At 70.9% G+C, this 17,430-nt stretch carries 12 protein-coding genes; 1 reads left to right on the top strand and 11 read right to left on the bottom strand.

The window, feature by feature from the left end; all coding sequences use genetic code 11:
• Positions 1-52 precede the first annotated feature (52 nt).
• The 4 genes from IE265_RS21195 to IE265_RS21180 form a co-directional block, all read right to left on the bottom strand.
• The gene (locus IE265_RS21195) at positions 53-736 is read right to left on the bottom strand and encodes a response regulator transcription factor (RefSeq protein ID WP_190037225.1); all 684 of its coding nucleotides are present in this window, start codon (positions 734-736) and stop codon (positions 53-55) included.
• Positions 733-1,884 carry a sensor histidine kinase gene (locus IE265_RS21190; RefSeq protein ID WP_190037224.1) on the bottom strand — a complete coding sequence of 384 codons (1,152 nt, stop codon included), beginning with the start codon at positions 1,882-1,884 and terminating at the stop codon, positions 733-735. The genes IE265_RS21195 and IE265_RS21190 overlap by 4 nt, the downstream gene beginning before the upstream one ends.
• Complete coding sequence (locus IE265_RS21185; protein WP_190037223.1) at positions 1,881-2,405, bottom strand: DUF1453 domain-containing protein; 525 nt, start codon at positions 2,403-2,405, stop codon at positions 1,881-1,883. The genes IE265_RS21190 and IE265_RS21185 overlap by 4 nt, the downstream gene beginning before the upstream one ends.
• A 550-nt stretch (positions 2,406-2,955) precedes the next feature.
• Complete coding sequence (locus IE265_RS21180) at positions 2,956-5,079, bottom strand: DNA gyrase/topoisomerase IV subunit B (RefSeq protein WP_190037222.1); 2,124 nt, start codon at positions 5,077-5,079, stop codon at positions 2,956-2,958.
• A 437-nt stretch (positions 5,080-5,516) separates the two neighbouring features.
• Between IE265_RS21180 and IE265_RS21175 the strand changes: the two genes are divergently transcribed.
• Entirely contained in the window at positions 5,517-5,747 is a 231-nt protein-coding gene (locus IE265_RS21175) for a DUF7455 domain-containing protein (RefSeq protein ID WP_190037221.1), read from the top strand.
• A 113-nt stretch (positions 5,748-5,860) separates the two neighbouring features.
• Here IE265_RS21175 and IE265_RS21170 read toward each other — a convergent pair whose 3' ends face one another.
• From IE265_RS21170 to IE265_RS21140, 7 genes are all read right to left on the bottom strand, one after another.
• Entirely contained in the window at positions 5,861-6,676 is an 816-nt protein-coding gene (locus IE265_RS21170; RefSeq protein ID WP_190037220.1) for a S1 family serine peptidase, read from the bottom strand.
• A 134-nt stretch (positions 6,677-6,810) separates the two neighbouring features.
• Entirely contained in the window at positions 6,811-8,352 is a 1,542-nt protein-coding gene (locus IE265_RS21165; RefSeq protein ID WP_190037219.1) for an RNA polymerase sigma factor, read from the bottom strand.
• A gap of 409 nt (positions 8,353-8,761) precedes the next feature.
• Positions 8,762-9,649: a FadR/GntR family transcriptional regulator gene (locus IE265_RS21160; RefSeq protein ID WP_190037218.1), complete on the bottom strand. Its 888-nt coding sequence runs from the start codon at positions 9,647-9,649 to the stop codon at positions 8,762-8,764.
• A 161-nt stretch (positions 9,650-9,810) separates the two neighbouring features.
• Entirely contained in the window at positions 9,811-12,123 is a 2,313-nt protein-coding gene (locus IE265_RS21155; protein ID WP_190037217.1) for an ABC transporter ATP-binding protein, read from the bottom strand.
• Between the two features lie 212 nt (positions 12,124-12,335).
• Positions 12,336-13,136: an NUDIX hydrolase gene (locus tag IE265_RS21150; protein WP_190037216.1), complete on the bottom strand. Its 801-nt coding sequence runs from the start codon at positions 13,134-13,136 to the stop codon at positions 12,336-12,338.
• Between the two features lie 130 nt (positions 13,137-13,266).
• On the bottom strand, positions 13,267-15,342 hold the full coding sequence (locus IE265_RS21145) for a glycogen debranching N-terminal domain-containing protein (RefSeq protein ID WP_190037215.1): 2,076 nt from the start codon (positions 15,340-15,342) through the stop codon (positions 13,267-13,269).
• A 395-nt stretch (positions 15,343-15,737) separates the two neighbouring features.
• Entirely contained in the window at positions 15,738-17,306 is a 1,569-nt protein-coding gene (locus IE265_RS21140; protein ID WP_190037214.1) for a DUF4192 domain-containing protein, read from the bottom strand.
• Positions 17,307-17,430: the final 124 nt, after the last annotated feature.

Raw genomic sequence — 17,430 nt, 5'->3', positions numbered from 1 at the left:
ATCGGGAAGATCCCTGACTCTTCTCTCCGCGCTCTTCACCCCATCAGGTGACTCAACCCCCTGGTGGCCGCACGAGTCCGTTACGGAAGGCGTAACGGACCGCCTGCGAGCGATCCTTGATCCCCGTCTTGGCGAAGAGGTTGTTGATGTGGGTCTTCACCGTGGCCGTGGAGACGTGCAGCGCACGGGCGATCTCCTGATTGCTCAGGCCGTCGGCGATCAGGACGAGGACTTCCGTCTCCCTCGCGGTGAGCCCGTCCGCCGCCGGCGCGGACCGCTCCGGCTCGGCTGGTTCCGGCCCCGACAGCCTTTCCAGCAGCCGCCGTTGGATGCTCGGCGACAGCCCGGCGTCTCCGGACAGCACACTCCGCACGGCCCGGACGATCTCGTCCCCGTCCGCGTCCTTGGTGAGGTAGCCGCGTGCCCCCGCACCGAGCGCCGGGAACAGCGACGCGTCGTCGTCGAACGTGGTGAGCACCACGACCTGCGTCCTCGGATACTCGGCCCTGATGCGCGCGGTCGCCTCCACTCCGTCGCAGCGGGGCATGCGCAGGTCCATCAGCACGACGTCCGGGTCGAGTTCCGCGACCAGTCGGACGGCCTCGTCACCGTCGGCGGCGGCACCGACGACCTCGATGCCGGGCAGCAGACCAAGCAGCATGACGATGCCCTCGCGCACCACGGTCTGGTCGTCGGCCACGACGACCCGGGCAGGCGCCCCGCCGTCCTCCGTCATACGGGCACCCTCAGCGTCACCACGAATCCCTCCTCGCCCGGGCCCGCCTCCAGCGATCCGCCGAGCAGCTCGGCCCGCTCCCTCATGCCCAGCAGACCGTATCCGGCCCCGGAGTGCGTGAACTCCCCCGGCGGCGCACCCGAATCCCTCACGTCCAGGGTCACTTCGTGCTCGCCGTACTCGAGCCGTATGCGGACGTCGGCGCCCGGAGCGTGCTTCCTGACGTTCGTCAGAGCTTCCTGCGCGACCCTGCGTACCGCCTGCGAAGCCTCGGCCGGCAACGGGCGCCGTTCACCCGTGACGGTGACCTCGGCATTCTCCGACTCCGCGACGAGCTCGCTCAGGAACTCCTCCAGCGGCGTCATCTCGCCCCGCAGTGCGGAGAGTGCCTGCCGGGTCTCCGCGAGGCCCTCGCGGGCCATGCCTCTGGCGGCCACGACACGGTCGAGGATCTGGTCGCGTCCCGCCCCTCTCTCGATGAGCAGCCGGGCCGCCTCCAGGTGCACGAGCTGGGCGGAGAGGCTGTGGGCCAGGACGTCGTGGATCTCCCGAGCGATCCGGGCCCGCTCGGCGAGTGCGGCCGACTCCGCCTCGGCGACCCGCGCGGCCCGCTCCTGGGCGAGCAGCCGCTGGGCGTTCCCCCTGGCCTCCGCGTCCAGCCTGAGGACGTACCCCGCCAGGGCGAGACCCGCCGTGGTGGCCAGCACGGTCGGCCAGCCGCCGCGATCGACCGCCGCATAGGCTCCCAACGCCACCGAGGTCGCCGGCAGTGCGGCCACCAGCGGCAGCCTTTCCATGGCACTGATGGCACACCCGCACCACAGGACGACGGCGGCGGCTCGCAGGCCCGCGCCCTGCGCCAGCACCGCGAGGGCGAGCAGCAGCGCGAGCAGCAGCGCGGAGGGCAGCAGCCGGTGTTCGAGGGTGGTATTCCAGAAGCCCCGGATTCCGAGCCCGCAGACGACCGCCCCGAGAGCTGCCCAGGCGATCTCCCATCCGTGCAGGTCACTGTCCGTGAACGTGACGCCGAGGAGGACACCGAGGGCCACGAGGCGTGTACCCCAGGCGAGAGCGCGCCTGACCCCGGGCAGCCCCGCTCGGGACAGCGCTTCCCGAGAGGGCCAGCGCAGCCAGACGTTCTCGGTCACACGGGCTCCTTCTTCACGGACCTGGGCAGGCCGTCACCGTATGCCGCGCCCTTCTCGATCACCGGGCCCAGTGACCGCGCGCGGTGGACCAGTGCCCCGGAGCGAATCAGCAGCGTGACCGCGAGCGCCAGGAGCAGGGCGGAGGTGTCCTGTCGTAGACCGAGGACGGCTCCCACTCCGAAGAGGGCGGCCCGCAGGGCTATGCCGACCGTCCAGACCGCGACACCGGTCCTGGTGGTCCTGCTCCACAGGACACCGTCGGGCGTCCGCCAGAGCGTCGTCGTCCATGCCCACCCCAGGCCGATCGCCGCCCCGATCAGCAGTTCTGCGGTCAGGAGAAGTGCTGAGGCGGTCCGATGGTGCGGGTCGAGCAGAGCCGGCTCCCGCAGCGCGAGGAAGACCAGAACCGCAGGCAGGAGCCACCATCTCCGGTCGGCGTCCATGCGGCGGGTGCCGAGCTGGCGGGTGATCACCAGAACGGCCACGGCGAGGATCGCCAAGGCGTCGACAAGCCCGGACATCGCGGCCTCCGTGTGCGGGGAAGAGCGGTGTCGGCGGCGGACGCCGGCGACGTCTTCGACGCTACGGAAGCGGGCGGGGCCGCAGATCGGACCCCGGGTGGATCATGGGTGGATTCCGACAGCACCCGGTCTCCACCCTCGGGTGGAGATGCCCCCCGGGTGGAGATACCCCCGGCTGAGACGCCCCTGATGGGAGGCGCCACCAAGGGGGCCTCCCGTCCGTCCGATCAGGGCAGGGGCCTGTCGGCGACCTCGACCCTTGCCGCCCCCGCCGATCCTCCGTACACCGGTCCCTCGCACACCGATGCTGCCGATCCGACCTCGTCGGCCGTGACGGTCGCGCCAGCCGTGTCGACCCGGTCGCCCCCGTTCGCGCAGGCGGGTCTGGTTGCCCCGTCACCCCTGGCGGGTCCGGTCGCCACCGCAAGCCGTGTCGACCCCGTCACCGAAGTAGCCCTGGCCGGCTCGGTCACCCTCGCAGGTCCAGACCGCCCAGACCCGCCGGGCTGTCCGGGCCGCCCGGGCGGTCTGGCATCCGCTCGCCGACCGCCTACGCGTCGATGCGCGAGCGGTCCAGCGTGGCGGCCGAGCTGGAGATGAACTCCTTGCGCGGCGCGACGTCGTTGCCCATCAGCAGGTCGAACACCTGCTCGGACGCCTCCAGGTCGGAGATGTTGATCCGCCGCAGGGTCCGGTGCCGCGGGTCCATGGTCGTCTCGGCCAGCTGGTCGGCGTCCATCTCACCGAGGCCCTTGTAGCGCTGGATCGAGTCCTTGTACCGGACGTTCTTCCGCTGGAGTTCGAGAAGCGTCTCCCGCAGCTCACGGTCCGAGTACGTGTAGATGTACTTGTCCTGGCCCTTCTTGGGCTGGCTCAGCTCGATCCGGTGCAGGGGCGGAACAGCCGCGAACACGCGCCCCGCCTCGACCATGGGCCTCATGTAGCGCTGGAAGAGCGTCAGCAGCAGGCAGCGGATGTGGGCCCCGTCGACATCGGCGTCCACGAGCAGGATGATCTTCCCGTAGCGCGCCGCGTCCAGGTCGAACGTACGACCCGACCCGGACCCTATGACCTGGATGATCGCACCGCACTCGGCGTTCTTGAGCATGTCCGTGACGGACGACTTCTGGACGTTGAGGATCTTTCCGCGAATCGGCAGGAGCGCCTGGAACTCCGAGTTGCGGGCGAGCTTGGCCGTACCGAGCGCGGAGTCCCCCTCGACGATGAAGAGCTCACTGCGCTCCACGTCGTCGCTGCGGCAGTCTGCGAGCTTGGCGGGCAGCGAGGAGGACTCCAGGGCCGTCTTCCGGCGCTGCGCGTCCTTGTGCTGGCGGGCCGCGATCCGCGTGCGCGCTGCGGCGACGGCCTTCTCCATGACGACGCGGGCCTGCGCGGCGGCGTCCCGCTTCGTGGAAGTGAGGAAGGCCTTGAGCTCCTTGGTGACCACGTTCGTCACGATGCGCCGGGCCGCCGAGGTGCCGAGCACCTCCTTGGTCTGGCCTTCGAACTGGGGCTCCGCGAGCCGCACGGTGACGACGGCGGTGAGACCCTCCAGCGCGTCGTCCTTGACGATGTCGTCCTCGGCCACGCGCAGCAGCTTCTTCGACCGCAGCACCTCGTTGACCGTCTTCACGACGGCCTGCTCGAAGCCGGCCACGTGCGTGCCGCCCTTGGGCGTGGCGATGATGTTCACGAACGACCTGAGCGTCGTGTCGTAGCCGGTCCCCCAGCGCAGTGCCACATCCACGCCGAGCTCACGGGTGACCTCGGTGGGGGTCATCTGACCGTGCTCGTCGAGGACGGGCACGGTTTCCTTGAAGATGCCCTGCCCGGAGAAGCGGAGGACGTCGCAGACCGGCTTGTCCGTGGCCAGGTACTCGCAGAACTCACTGATTCCGCCATCGAAGCGGAACGACTCCTCGCCCTTGCTGCCGCCGTCGCCGAGTCCGAACTCGTCGCGGACCACGATGGTCAGCCCGGGGACGAGAAACGCCGTCTGGCGGGCACGCTGGTGCAGGTGCTCCAGGGAGAGCTTGGCGTCCTTGAGGAAGATCTGGCGGTCGGCCCAGTAGCGCACGCGGGTACCGGTGCGGGTCTTCGCGATCCGCTTGAGCTTGCGGAGGCCGTTCGAGGCGTCGAACGCGGCGTCGGGGCCGTCCGCCTTGAAGGCACCCGGAGTGCCCCGCCGGAAGCTCACCGCGTGCGTGTTGCCCCCGCGGTCGACCTCCACGTCCAGACGCGCCGACAGGGCGTTCACGACCGAGGCACCCACGCCGTGCAGACCGCCGGAAGCCGCGTAGGAGCCGCCTCCGAACTTTCCACCGGCGTGCAGCTTGGTCATGACGACCTCGACGCCGGACATGCCGGTCTTGGGCTCCACGTCGACCGGGATGCCCCGGCCGTTGTCCCGCACCTCGACCGAGCCGTCGTCGTGAAGGATCACGTCGATGTGGTCGCAGTAGCCTCCGAGAGCCTCGTCCACGGAGTTGTCGATGATCTCCCAGAGGCAGTGCATCAGGCCACGACTGTCGGTCGAGCCGATGTACATGCCAGGGCGCTTCCGCACGGCCTCGAGCCCCTCGAGGACGAGCAGGTGCCGCGCGGTGTAGTTGGAACCGTCACGGTCTGCTCCGGTCAGCAGGGCTGTGGACGGCACGGACGTCTCGGCGGTCACGCGGTTCGCTCCTCGCTGAATTTCAGATGGGGCCCTTTTGGGTAAGGGCACGGCTTCGGTCGCCGGTCTGAGGGTACCGAGGCCTGGTAGAGCCGTTGTAACGCCACCCTCGTCCAAAGTCACACTAGTCCAGAGTCGCATGCCTGTTCGATCCCTCGATCGGGTGAAGTACATATCACGTTCCCTTCGGGGCATGAACCATTTAGGCTCCGGGCACGTCCTCATGAACAACCGGCAAGCCAGCCGGGAGGACCGAACCTGACAGAGCGCGAACCCGTAAGACACGAAGAAACGCAATACGGCTCATTCGCCGCCAACCGGCAGCAGACAGCCGACTCGAAGATTTTTTTCGAGGAAGAGCCACGAGCGGGAACGTTTTCGGCCTGGTTGGATGTTGACCCTGGTACGACAGCTCGTCGAGCTAGAGAAGAGGCGACGTGACTACTGTTCTGACCCCCGCGAGCCCGCTGACGGCCGCTGACCGCTGCGACCGTTGCGGCGCCCAGGCATATCTGCGCGTCGTCCTCCTCAGCGGTAGTGAGCTGCTCTTCTGCGCCCACCATGGGCGCAAGTTCGAGCCGGAACTCAAGAAGGTCGCTGCTGAGATACAGGACGAGACGGAGCGGCTCACGGCCGCCCCGGCAAGCGCCAACGACGAAGAGCACTGACACTTCGCGTTAGACGACGAGCCGACTCCGGCACAGGCCGGTGACCGGAAGGCCGCTCCTGGCCCCAGGAGCGGCCTTCCGTCGCTCGTGCACGGCATCGTGTCAGTGCACGCTCAGTGGCCTGTTCCGAGCGCCCTGACGACCTCGGAGACCCTCGTGTAGACACCAGGGCTGCCGGCGAGCCCGCAGCCGTTCCCCCAAGACACCAGACCGATCAGCCGCCCTTGGGCGACCAGCGGGCCCCCGCTGTCCCCCTGGCAGGCGTCCTTGCCGCCGGCCTCCTGGCCGGCGCACACCATGGAGGCGGCGATGTACTCGCCGTCGCCACCGCCCGGATACGCCTCCGAGCAGGCCGCGTCCGAGAAGACCTGCACGCCGGCCGCCCTCAGGGTGGTCGCGTAGTCGCCACTCCCCGTGGTGTCGCCCCAGCCGTAGACCGCCGCCTCCGTGCCTGCCCGGTACGCGGCGTCCCCGGAAGCGGCCATGGGGATGACCGAGCTGTCGGCGACCGGCTCCGCCAGCGTGAGCACGGCGAAGTCCCCCGAGTTCGTGTAGCTGTCGTACTCCGGGTTGATCCACGTCTCCGTCACGGCGATCTCCTTGCCCACGCCGGACAGCAGATCCCCGCGACCCGTGACGACCCTCAGATCCTGGGCCTGCCGCGGAGGCGCGCCGAGCACCTCCTCGCTCATGCAGTGGGCCGCGGTCAGCACGGTCGAGCGGCCGACCACCACACCGCCGCAGAACTGGCCCCCGCGCGTACCCCCGAACCGGTCACGGCTGGACAGGGCCACCACCCAGGGACTCTCGGAGATCTCGACCGGAAAGCCACCGATGATGACGTCGGCTGCCGCGGGTGCCGGAACGGCCAGCGGTATGACGGCCGCCGCGGCCGCGAGGGCCAACGCTCGAACCAGGGGACGACGCATGCGCACTCCTCACTCAGGGGTTGCCATGGGACACCCAGAGTGATCCAGCCGACCGCGCTCCGCACGCCAAAACACACCGCGGGCCCGGCTCCCCCAAAAGGGGAAACCGGGCCCGCGGTGGCGTACGGGACGACCTAGTCGAGGTAGTCGCGCAGAACCTGCGACCGCGACGGGTGCCGCAGCTTCGACATCGTCTTGGACTCGATCTGGCGGATGCGCTCACGCGTCACGCCGTAGACCTTGCCGATCTCGTCGAGGGTCTTCGGCTGGCCGTCGGTGAGACCGAAGCGCATCGAGACGACGCCGGCCTCACGCTCGGACAGGGTGTCCAGGACGGAGTGCAGCTGCTCCTGGAGGAGCGTGAAGCTGACCGCGTCGGCCGGGACGACGGCCTCGGAGTCCTCGATGAGGTCACCGAACTCGCTGTCGCCGTCCTCACCCAGGGGGGTGTGCAGGGAGATCGGCTCACGACCGTACTTCTGGACCTCGATGACCTTCTCGGGGGTCATGTCGAGTTCCTTGGCCAGCTCCTCCGGGGTGGGCTCGCGGCCCAGGTCCTGGAGCATCTGGCGCTGCACACGGGCGAGCTTGTTGATGACCTCGACCATGTGCACCGGGATACGGATGGTGCGGGCCTGGTCGGCCATCGCGCGGGTGATCGCCTGACGGATCCACCAGGTGGCGTACGTGGAGAACTTGTAGCCCTTGGTGTAGTCGAACTTCTCGACCGCGCGGATCAGACCGAGGTTGCCCTCCTGGATGAGGTCCAGGAACAGCATGCCGCGGCCGGTGTAGCGCTTGGCCAGGGAGACCACCAGACGGAGGTTGGCCTCCAGGAGGTGGTTCTTGGCCCGGCGGCCGTCCTCGGCGATGATCTCCAGCTCGCGCTTGAGCTTCGGAGCGAGCTTGTCGGCGTTGGCCAGCTTGTCCTCGGCGAACAGGCCGGCCTCGATGCGCTTCGCGAGCTCGACCTCCTGCTCGGCGTTGAGCAGCGGGACCTTGCCGATCTGCTTGAGGTAGTCCTTGACCGGGTCGGCGGTGGCGCCGGCCGCGGCGACCTGCTGCGCGGGCGCGTCGTCCTCGTCCTCGTCGGACAGGACGAAGCCCTGGGCGCCGTCCTCGGCGGGCTCGTCGCCGCCGGCCTTGGCGGCACCGGGAGTCTCCTCCGCCGCGTCGTCGTCGGCGAGCTCGACGTCGTCCTTCTTGGCGGTGGTCTTCTTGGCCGTCGCCTTCTTGGCGGTGGTCTTCTTCGCGACGGCCTTCTTGGCCGTCGTCTTCTTGGCAGCCACCTTGGTGGCGGACTCGTCCTCGGCGGAAGCGTCGGAGGCAGGCATCGCCGGAGCGGCGGTGGCGGTGGCCTTCTTGGCCGTCACCGTCTTCGCCGCGACGGTCTTGGTGGCGGTGCGCTTGGCCGGACTCTTCGCTGCGACGCTCTTCCGGGGCCGCTTGGGCTCCGCGGCACTGACCATCAGCGTCACACCCTCTTCCTCGAGGATCTGGTTGAGGCTGCGCAGTACGTTCTTCCACTGAGTGGCCGGAATCTGGTCAGCTTCGAAGGCCCGACGCACGTCATCGCCGGCGATCTGCCCCTCAGCCTTTCCCCGCTCGATGAGCGCCATGACAGAGACGGACTCGGCGATCTCCGGCGGGAGCGTACGGGATGTGCTGGCCGACACGAACAACCTCTCGGAACGTTGGAAAACGGCTTCCGGCCCCGTCCGCGAAGGAACAGGGGCCGACGACCGCCGACTGGGGATGGGCCGACGGCGCGGGCGGGAGGCCGGGAAGAGTCACAGCGCCTTGTTCGGCGTCCGTATTCCCTGCTCGGCTGTCACCTCTTAGGTCATCGCGCTGTTCCGATGAGCGTTACGCCCAATCTGCGTGGCCCGAGTCACACCCCGTAAGCACCCTAAAGCGGTCAGACACCGTCAAAGGCGGTCAGCCGACAACCCCAGCATCTCATCGCACTGCCGAACCCCGCCGGATTCTTCGAAAATCCGGCGAGATCCGGTGGCGGGCGGTCCACCGGCCGAGCGACGCCTCGCGGGGCACGCGCTTCCCGACCACATCGCGCTCGACGCGCGATCAGTGCTCGCGCGGCGCGGGCACGACACGCTCCGCCTCGGGGTGGACCGTCAGCAGCTGACGCATGGCGGCTTCCGCGCCCGGACCGTCCCCGGTGCCGAGCGCGTCGACGATGCGGGCGTGGTGCGTGAGGGACACGTCGCTCGGCCGGTCACAGCCCGCGACCGGGCCGCCGGAAACCTGGAGCGCGGCCGACACGATCCCGGAGAGGTGCTCCAGCATGCGGTTGCCCGCCAGCTGGATGAGCAGGGAGTGGAACTCGGCATCGGCCCTGGCGAAGGTGAGCGCGTCGCCCTGCCCGAAGGCGTGCCCCATGATCTCGACCATGTCGGTGAGCCGCTGCTGCACGTCCTCGCGTCCATGTCCGGCGGCGAGGCGGGCGGCCAGGGGCTCGATCGTCCAGCGCAACTCGCTCAGCTCACGTCGCTGACTGTCGCGCTGGGGCCCGAAAGCCCTCCACTCGATGATGTCCGGGTCAAGGAGGTTCCAGTCACTGACCGGACGTACACGGGTTCCGACATTGGGGCGGGCGCTGACCAGGCCCTTCGCCTCCAGCACCCGGAGCGACTCCCGCACGACGGTGCGGGAGACCTCGAATCGCTGGCCGATCTCCTCGGGCACGAGCGGTCGGTCCGCACCCAGGTCACCGGAGACGATCATCTGTCCAAGTTGCTGAACCAGCTGGCCGTGCAGTCCGCGGCCGCGGCTGCCGGCGGCACGGCGGCCCACGCGGCCGAGCTCCTGGTCGCTGCCGTCCCACACCGAGGAACTGAGCCGGTCGGCACCGACCGTCTCCGCATAGGGGTAGCGGTTGTGTTCGCCCGGTCCGGCGAGGCCGGAGTCTGCGGAGCGGGCGTTGGTCATCATGGTGTGCGCAAGGGTACTCACGGATCTTTTGTCGGCTCCGTCCCCAACTCCCTTGAGGTCTTTGGTGAAAAGCACACGAAAGGGTGATCGCTCACCCCGTCGCAATTGACGCCTTATCGGAAAGAAATGGGCGTTCTAAGCGGAGTTGCGTACATGACGGAACGCGCGTGTACGGACAGTCGTCATCGGACCCTCGTCCGGAGGGTCGTGAACAGATACGTGCAGAGCAGCGCGGTGACCGACAACATCAGTGCCCCGCCCACGGGTTGGGCGACCACTCCCGCCACGACCGTCAGATAGCGCTCACCGCCGAAGGGCCACGGCACCAGAACGAGCTCACGGAGCCGCGTGGAGATCCCGGCGGCCGTCCGCACAGACGGTCCCTCCAAGACCTTTTGTACGAGCGGCACGACGAGAATCGGTACGGCGACCACCGCGGCGAGTCCGGCCGTCGTCGACCGGAAGATGCCCGCCGCGAGAACGCCCGCCCAGGCGCAGCCCACCATGAGACCGAGCCAACTCGCACTCAGGGAGAGCCAGTCCGCGGGAACACCGGTCAGCTCCTGTCCGTAGAGGAGGTAGAGCAGTTCGGCGTTCACGCCCACCGTGACCGTGGCGAGCAGCAGCGCGGTGACGGTGGCCACGAGGAGTTTGGCGACGAGCAGTCCCAGTCGGCGGGGCACGGTGCCGCGATCGGCGGCGAGAGCGGGATGCCTGAACTCGTCACCGAAGGCGATCGCCCCCAGCAGCCCCGCCCCGAGCGCGGCCGGCGGCAGGGGGAACTCGCGTGGCCACGCGGCGAGGAGTCGCGCCTGAGGTGTGTGCCCGGCCCTGGCCAGGAGCACGGAGATGACGACGGAACTGACGAGCACGGCTACCGCGGTGAGGTAACCGGTTCCGACCCCTGTCACGCGCCGCAGTTCGTAGCGCAACGGGCGCAGGGGGCCCGCGCCGTGGCGGACTGCGATGGGGGGCGGGAGGGGGGACTCACCTGCGGTCCGATCCCGCTCGACGCGTCCGACGGCACCGACGTCACCAGGGGCCCCATGAGCTCTGGCCGCGTCGGCGGCTGCGGCGGCACCGGCCGCTCCGGCGGCACCGGCGGCACCGAGGGCTCCGGGGGCTCCGGGGGCTCCGGGGGCTCCGGGGGCTCCGGGAAGTCCATTGGGGGTGTCGGCCGCTTCGACACCCTCGGCCGCATCAGCGTTGCCGGTGCCGTCCGCGCGCTCGTCCGCGGTTTCCGCGCTGCCGACGGGCGTCGCGAGGGGCTCTGCGAGGGCCCCGGCGGGCGCCGAGGGAGGGTCAGTGGGCACGGGGCACTCCGCGGGCGCCTCGTAAGCCTGGGCGGTCGGCGTGATCCCCGAGGCCGACGCCCCGCGCTCCGGACGAACCTCGCCAGGGGCTGCCGCGGCAACATCCGGCCTCACGGCACGGGTCGACATGTCGATGGCACTGGCCGGGGTTTCGGCGTGCGCGGCGCCAACCTCACCGGCCGGAACCGGCGTATCGCCCCCTCCACTGGTCCCGGCTCCACCGACCGATGCGCCGGGACGGCACTCCGCGACGCCCAAATGCCCCTCGGAGGCCTCGGCGCGGTTCGCGGGCAGCACGGTGGGCGTCGGACCCATGTCGCCCACCTCGTCGGCGAGTTGGTGAACGAGGATGCCGTGCCGGTACGCGGCCTCGCCCACCTCCGCGCAGGTGCTGCCGTACACCGAGAGGCGGTTGCCGTCCTCGTGCACGACCTCCACCGAGCGACGGGAGGTACGCGCCTCCTTGGCGAGCAGGGCACCGAGCCGGGCCGCGTGCGGGCTGCGGACGGCGACGCGCGGCCGGAGCCTCGTACGGGCGAAGTCGGCAACCGGCTGGTCCGCCACGAGCCTGCCCTCCTCCAGCGTCACGACCCGGTCCGCGGTCCGGGCGGCCTCCTTCGGGTCGTCCGTGGAGAACAGCACGGTGCCGCCCTCCGCCGCGTGCGCGCGAAGAATCCCGTGCAGCCAGCGGCTTTCACGAGGGGAGAGGCCGTCGGCGGCGGCGTCGAGCACGAGGGTGTGCGGGTCGGGCAGGAGCGCGCAGGCCAGGCCGAGACGACGGTCCGTGCCGCGCGAGAGCGTGGCCAGGCGTTCGTCGCGCAGGCTGACGAGCCCGACCACTTCGAGGACTTCGTCGGCCCGCCCGGTCGGTACGCCCGCCGCGGCGCAGAGCATGCGCAGTTGCCCCCGGACGGTACGGGCCGGATGCCCCGGAACCTCGCCGAGGAGAACGCCGACCTCACGCGAGGGGTGCGGGATGCGGTGCAGCGGGCGCCCTCTGAAGTGGGTGATTCCGCGACCCTGTTGGAGTTCGAGCATGAGCCGGAGGGCCGACGTCTTGCCCGCGCCCGGCGCGCCGAGGAGCGCGGTGACGCGGCCCGCGGGCGCCTCGAAGGAGACGTCGTCGACGGCGGGCGGAAGCTCCTTGCGGGTGTTGCTGGTCAGTCCGATGGCCTGGATCACCCAACGCAAGATAGCGCGATATGTGCCGTTTTGCGGGTACCCTGGGCGCGCTCCGATCCACGCCCCGCATCAGCCGCGCCACTTGACCGGGCGGCGGGGCCCGGAAACCGTCCGCACCCGAACTCTCGGGGCCTCCCCGTCCACTCGCGCTCCGAGACGAACCGAGTGCCCGAGGAGATGTCGGCCCCACAGCCGGCGTCAGAGCCGAGGCGTCAGAGCCGAGGCGTCAGAGCCGAGGTGTCAGAGCCGAGGTGTGAGACCTCGGGCCGGAGCATCGGCGGGTTGAGCAGTGTGGCGCCGCCGGCACGGAACAGCTGCGCGGGGCGGCCGCCCTGCCGGGTGGTCGTACCGCCGGTGGGCACGAGGAAGCCCGGTGTGCCCGTCACCTTGCGGTGGAAGTTGCGGGGATCGAGCGCGACCCCCCAGACCGCCTCGTACACGCGTCGCAGCTCACCGACCGTGAACTCGGTGGGGCAGAAGGCGGTGGCCAGCGACGAGTACTCGATCTTGGAGCGGGCGCGCTCCACGCCGTCCGAGAGGATTTGCGCGTGATCGAAGGCGAGCGGTGCGGCCTGCTCGCCGTCCCGGCCGTAGCCGCCCTGCTGGAGGAGTTCCTCCACCGGCGCCCAGCGGGCACTGTTCGCGTCTCCCCCCGCCCTGGGCGCGGGCAGGTCGGGTGCGAGAGCGAGGTGGGCCACGCTGACCACCCTCATCCGCGGGTCACGCTTGGGGTCGCCGTACGTCGCGAGCTGCTCCAGGTGCGCGCCGTTGACCTGCGCGGGATCGGACGGATCGTGGGCGGTCAGCCCGGTCTCCTCGACGAGTTCCCGAGCCGCGCCCTGCGACAGGTCCTCGTCCTCCCGTACGAAGCCGCCGGGCAGCGCCCACCGCCCCTGGAAGGGCGGCTCACCCCTCCGTACCGCCAGCGCGCACAGGGCGTGACGACGCACGGTCAGCACGACCAGGTCAACGGTGACAGCGAACGGCGGAAAGGCTGACGGGTCGTAGGGCATGCCGCGATCATAGTCGTCTGCCTGACGATAAACACTCCCTTCGTCGGTCGCTTCCCTGGCTGATCCACGGCTCCGCCCGACACCCGGCGGCGGGCCGCGTCGACCGTCCGACCGGTGCCCCCGCCGACGCTCACACCCCCAGCTGAAGACCGTCGGCGGCCTCCTCCACCATGGCCAGGCCGAGCCTGCTGACGCGTACCGAGAACGGGGCCCCGGCGATACGCAGTCCCGTCAGCTCGATCTCGCCGAGAGGTGCGCCTTCGAAGGGGCGCAGCGTCACGGTCCGCGCCGGCGCGTCCGGCCGGACTCCGGCGAGGGCCGTGATCAGCAGGACTCCCGCGGCCGCCGCGGTGGCCGCGGGCCGGCAGGCGGTCGGGTGCGGCACGGGGCCGGCACCCGTGGCGCGCTGCTCCCCCGCGTACATCTCGGGCAGCCGGTATCCGAAGCTCTCCGCGGCCGACAGCACGCCCCGCAGCAGCGAACCGGCCTCCTCCTTACAGCCCGCGGCCGCCAACCCGGCGACGGCGACCGCGGTTTCATGGACCCGCACGGCGCCGCTTCGATGCCCGAACGGGTTGTACCCGGGCTCCCTCGCGCCCAGGCTGCGCAACCCCCAGCCCGAGTCCATGGCGGGGCCGCCCAACAGCCGGGCCAGCTGTTCCGTCTGGGTCTTGTCGAGCAGGCCGGGCGCATGTTCGCCCGCTCCGAGCAGGCCCGTGTCGAGCAGATGGACGGTGCTCGCGCCGAGGTGCGGCACGAGCCTTCCGTCCGGCAGGCGCGCCGCGGCGGGCCTGCCACCCGCACCGCTCTCGATCCAGAAGTCCCGCCGGAAGGCGGATCTCAGTTCGCCGGCCCACTGTCTCAGCTCGGCTCCACCGCTCCTGCCGTAGGCGTCGAGCAGGTCCGCGCCCAGCACCGCCGCCCGATGGGCGTGTGCCTGTGTCTCGCAGCGCCACGGCCCGCCGGGGTGCGGATCGGGGAGGTAGGTTCCGGCGCCGGCTGCGGATCTCAGCCATTTGAGGCAGCGCTCGGCGGTGGGCAGCAGCTTCTCGATCTCCTGCTCGGGAAGTCCCCAGCGTCTGGCCTCGGCGAGGACCACGGGATACAGCAGGGTCGCTTCCTGTCCCGTGCAGCTCGGCGGCAGATGCGTGCCGACGTGCCTCCGCGGCCCCGGGATCGGACCGCTCCGGGAGCTTTCGTCAGTGATGTGCGCACGGGCCAGGGTGTGGAGTGTTCCCGCCGCCAGCCGGGTGCCCAGCGGCAGCGCCATGCGTGCCGCGGCGAGGGCGTCCGCCGGTGCCAGACCGCAGCGCCAGGGCACGCCGGCCGCGAGGTGCGTGTCGGACGGGTGGTCGGGGTCCCGCACCAGGAGGGCCTGGAGGTCCTCGATGCTCGTGCGCAGCAGGGGGTGGACCCTCGGATCGTCTCCTGCCGCCCCGGCCGGGGCGAGCGGGTTCGTGGCGCTGCGCGCGACCGTCCTCATGGGCCCGGCCCCTGTCGGACGCACCTTCAGTTCCAGGGTGCGTGTGCCGCCGGGTGGGAGTTCCAGCTCCCAGCGCAGCAGTCCGGCCGAGGCCAGGGCGTCGGAGGGCGGCGGCTCCGCGATGACGACGCAGTGGCCGGTGGGACTGGTCCATCGCAATCCGGAGTCGTGGACGCTCGCGGGCAGCTCGGGGCCAGCCCGCCCGGAGGCGACCGCCGCCAGTTCCGCGAGATCGGTACCGAGCGCCACCTCGACGGGGAGGCGCAGAGGGCGGGGCGAGGCGTTGTGCAGGGTGATCCGCTCAGTGCCGTCGGCATGACGAAGCCGTTCGACCGTGACGCCCGGATCGGGACCGCCGTCTGCGGTCAGGCTCAGCGTCGCCATGAAGCGGGCCTGATCGGCGGCGATCATGCGTGCCTGGACCGCCAGTGGCTCCCGGCCCGCCACCCGCAACCGGCAGCGGGAGAGCATGCGCAGACCGGAGCGGTAGAAGCCCTCCAGCCCTTGACCCGTCAACTGGCCCTGGTCCGAGGAGATCGCGAGTCCGGGCAGGGCGACGCAGATGAGGGCGGTGTGCGCGGGCGGCGGGTTCACCGTCCCACGCGGCGGATGGATCCGTGCCTGCGTGGCCGGAGATCCGGCCGGGCGCGTCGAGAGGGGTGTGGACCCGTCGGGCGTCGGGCGCTCGCCGTTCGGGCCGGAGGAAGGGGTGGGCTGAGACATGGGGCGGCTTCTTCTGTGCTCCGTGCGCTGGGTGCGCTCGGCGGCGTGTGAGGGGCTGCTGCTGGGCGAGGGCGACGACCATGGCGTTCCGACGCGGCACGGCCCGGCCACGAGCTGCGACACCCAGGTGAACGGAGTGGCCCCCTCCCGGTTACGCACGGGCCGGTGGAAGCCGACCGATTGGCCGTGGGCCGGTTGCCGCGGAGACCGGTGTGCGACGGCCGTCAGAGCTGAGCTCGAGTACACGAAATGCCGGGTTCGCCGGGTCCGGAGCAGCCTCTGTCGACCGGTGCGGACCGAAACCCTCCCGAGCTTCCCGCCAGCGCACCGCGCGGCATCGCCGAGCACCCGACCCCGGTCGGCGGACCGCCCGATCCGACGCTGGTCCCCGGAACTCACGTGTCTCCCCGCCCCTTCCCCCTACGGCCGGACTCTCGGCGCGATGGGGCGGTGTCTCCCGCGTCGCACCCGTTCCGGGTCGGACCCTCCATCGCGGGCTCGCCGTCGGCTGCGGACACCGGACGGCCACCCCCGCCAACGGCGGATCGGGTACCCGGACGTCCTGCGCCCTTCCCAGCGGGGTGACGACCCGGTCCGCTCTCCGGAGACCGCGGCTTGCGTCGGCGGCGGGTGGCCGGCCGGGGCGAGCGTGTCTGGGCATGCCCCGTGACGCCCTCGACCCCGCCAGCAGAGTCCGAGGCGGGAGGGGAACCCGGAGTCTCGGCTTCCGGGCGATCGGAACCCTCCCCGCGCAAGCAGCGCCGGATCGCCTCCGGGTCCAGCCCTTCGTTGCACGCCTGGTGGAGCAGGCGCGCGAAGAGGTATCCGGAATCCGCTCCGAGTGCCATCGCCAGAGCCTCGCGGGCCTCCAGCTCGTCGCCGGAGGACCAGGCGACCCAGCCCGCGAGTGTCAGCGGGGCAGCGGCGTGCTCGCCGTAGGAACCGACGCAGCGCCTGGCCAGCGCCCGCCAGAGGCGCAGGGCCGGTCCTGCCTCGTCGCCCTCCATCCATGCCGCGGCCCGGTCCCGCGTCGTGCGGTCCTGGAGTCCGAGGATCAGGGTGGCGGCCTCGTCGTGGGCCAGCGCCTCGTCGTCCCGGCGATCCGCGGTGAGCGTGCCGACCACCGGGGCGACGGCGGCCAGCCTGCGCATGACCAGCCGGGCCAGGTCCAGCGTCCGGTCCGCCACCTCCGCCCGGCTCTCGTCGTCGAGGATGCGCGGAATCAACGCCATGCTCACCGCGTCGAGCGCGGTCTCCTGTTCCCGCACCCCGGCGGTCTCCCAGGGGCTGAGCCTGGCCCGCAGCTCCTTGAGCGTGCCCCGCACCTGGAGTCCCGCGTAGGTCGCCGCGGCTGCGAGCACCGACGTGCCGGGCATCCCCATGGAAGTGCCGTCGGGGGGACAGCACCGCTCGCTGGGGCAGCAGTACGACCAGAAGCGGCCGTCCGAGACACACAGGGCCTCGATGACGGGCACGTCCAGGGCTCCGCAGGCCGTACGAAGCAGTTGCGCCAACGGGCGCAGCCGTTCCATGACCTGCCTGCCGGACTCCCCGTCCTTCGGGTCCTGGCAGAGGAAGGCGACCATGCTCTCGGGGTGCGAGCCCCTGCGCTCGCTGCCCTTCACCAGCCCGTGAGCCAGTTGCCCGGCCACCGACGGCCAGTCGTCGTCGAGTGCCGGGATGCCGAGCCTGGCCCGCCCTCCGAACCGCCCCCGCCCGTCACGGTCGTGCAGGGCCACGAGGACGATGCTGTCCTCGGGGCGGTATCCGAGCAGGTAGGGCAACGCATCGGCCAGTTCGCCCGGGGTGCGGAGCGTGACCTGGTGCTCGGCGTGCGGGCCGCCGACGGTCCCGTCCCGTCCGCCGACCGACGCAGCCGCCCCCTCCCGGCCTCCGCCGTGCGCTCCGGCCCCACCGATGTCACCGTCGTCGACATTCCCGGTCGTTTCGCTGTGATTCGTCATGCCGTGACCATCGCGCGGATCTCAGGATTCCGCTTGCCCCTGTGGATAACCCCGGCCATGCCCACGCCAAGGGTTATGCACAGCCCACGGGTCTCATTCGCGCTTTGTCCGACCCATCGGGTTG

Origin of the sequence: Streptomyces fructofermentans (assembly GCF_014651055.1) — a bacterium.
GTDB classification, from domain to species: domain Bacteria; phylum Actinomycetota; class Actinomycetes; order Streptomycetales; family Streptomycetaceae; genus Streptomyces; species Streptomyces fructofermentans.
This window is presented reverse-complemented; position numbering and strand designations above follow the sequence as displayed.

Bases quoted from the DNA above. Each gene is read 5' to 3' on its own strand.
- IE265_RS21195 (WP_190037225.1), bottom strand. From the start codon at position 736: ATGACGGAGGACGGCGGGGCGCCTGCCCGGGTCGTCGTGGCCGACGAC.
- IE265_RS21185 (WP_190037223.1), bottom strand. From the start codon at position 2,405: ATGTCCGGGCTTGTCGACGCCTTGGCGATCCTCGCCGTGGCCGTTCTG.
- IE265_RS21170 (WP_190037220.1), bottom strand. From the start codon at position 6,676: ATGCGTCGTCCCCTGGTTCGAGCGTTGGCCCTCGCGGCCGCGGCGGCC.
- IE265_RS21150 (WP_190037216.1), bottom strand. From the start codon at position 13,136: ATGCCCTACGACCCGTCAGCCTTTCCGCCGTTCGCTGTCACCGTTGAC.
- IE265_RS21145 (WP_190037215.1), bottom strand. From the start codon at position 15,342: ATGTCTCAGCCCACCCCTTCCTCCGGCCCGAACGGCGAGCGCCCGACG.
- IE265_RS21140 (WP_190037214.1), bottom strand. From the start codon at position 17,306: ATGACGAATCACAGCGAAACGACCGGGAATGTCGACGACGGTGACATC.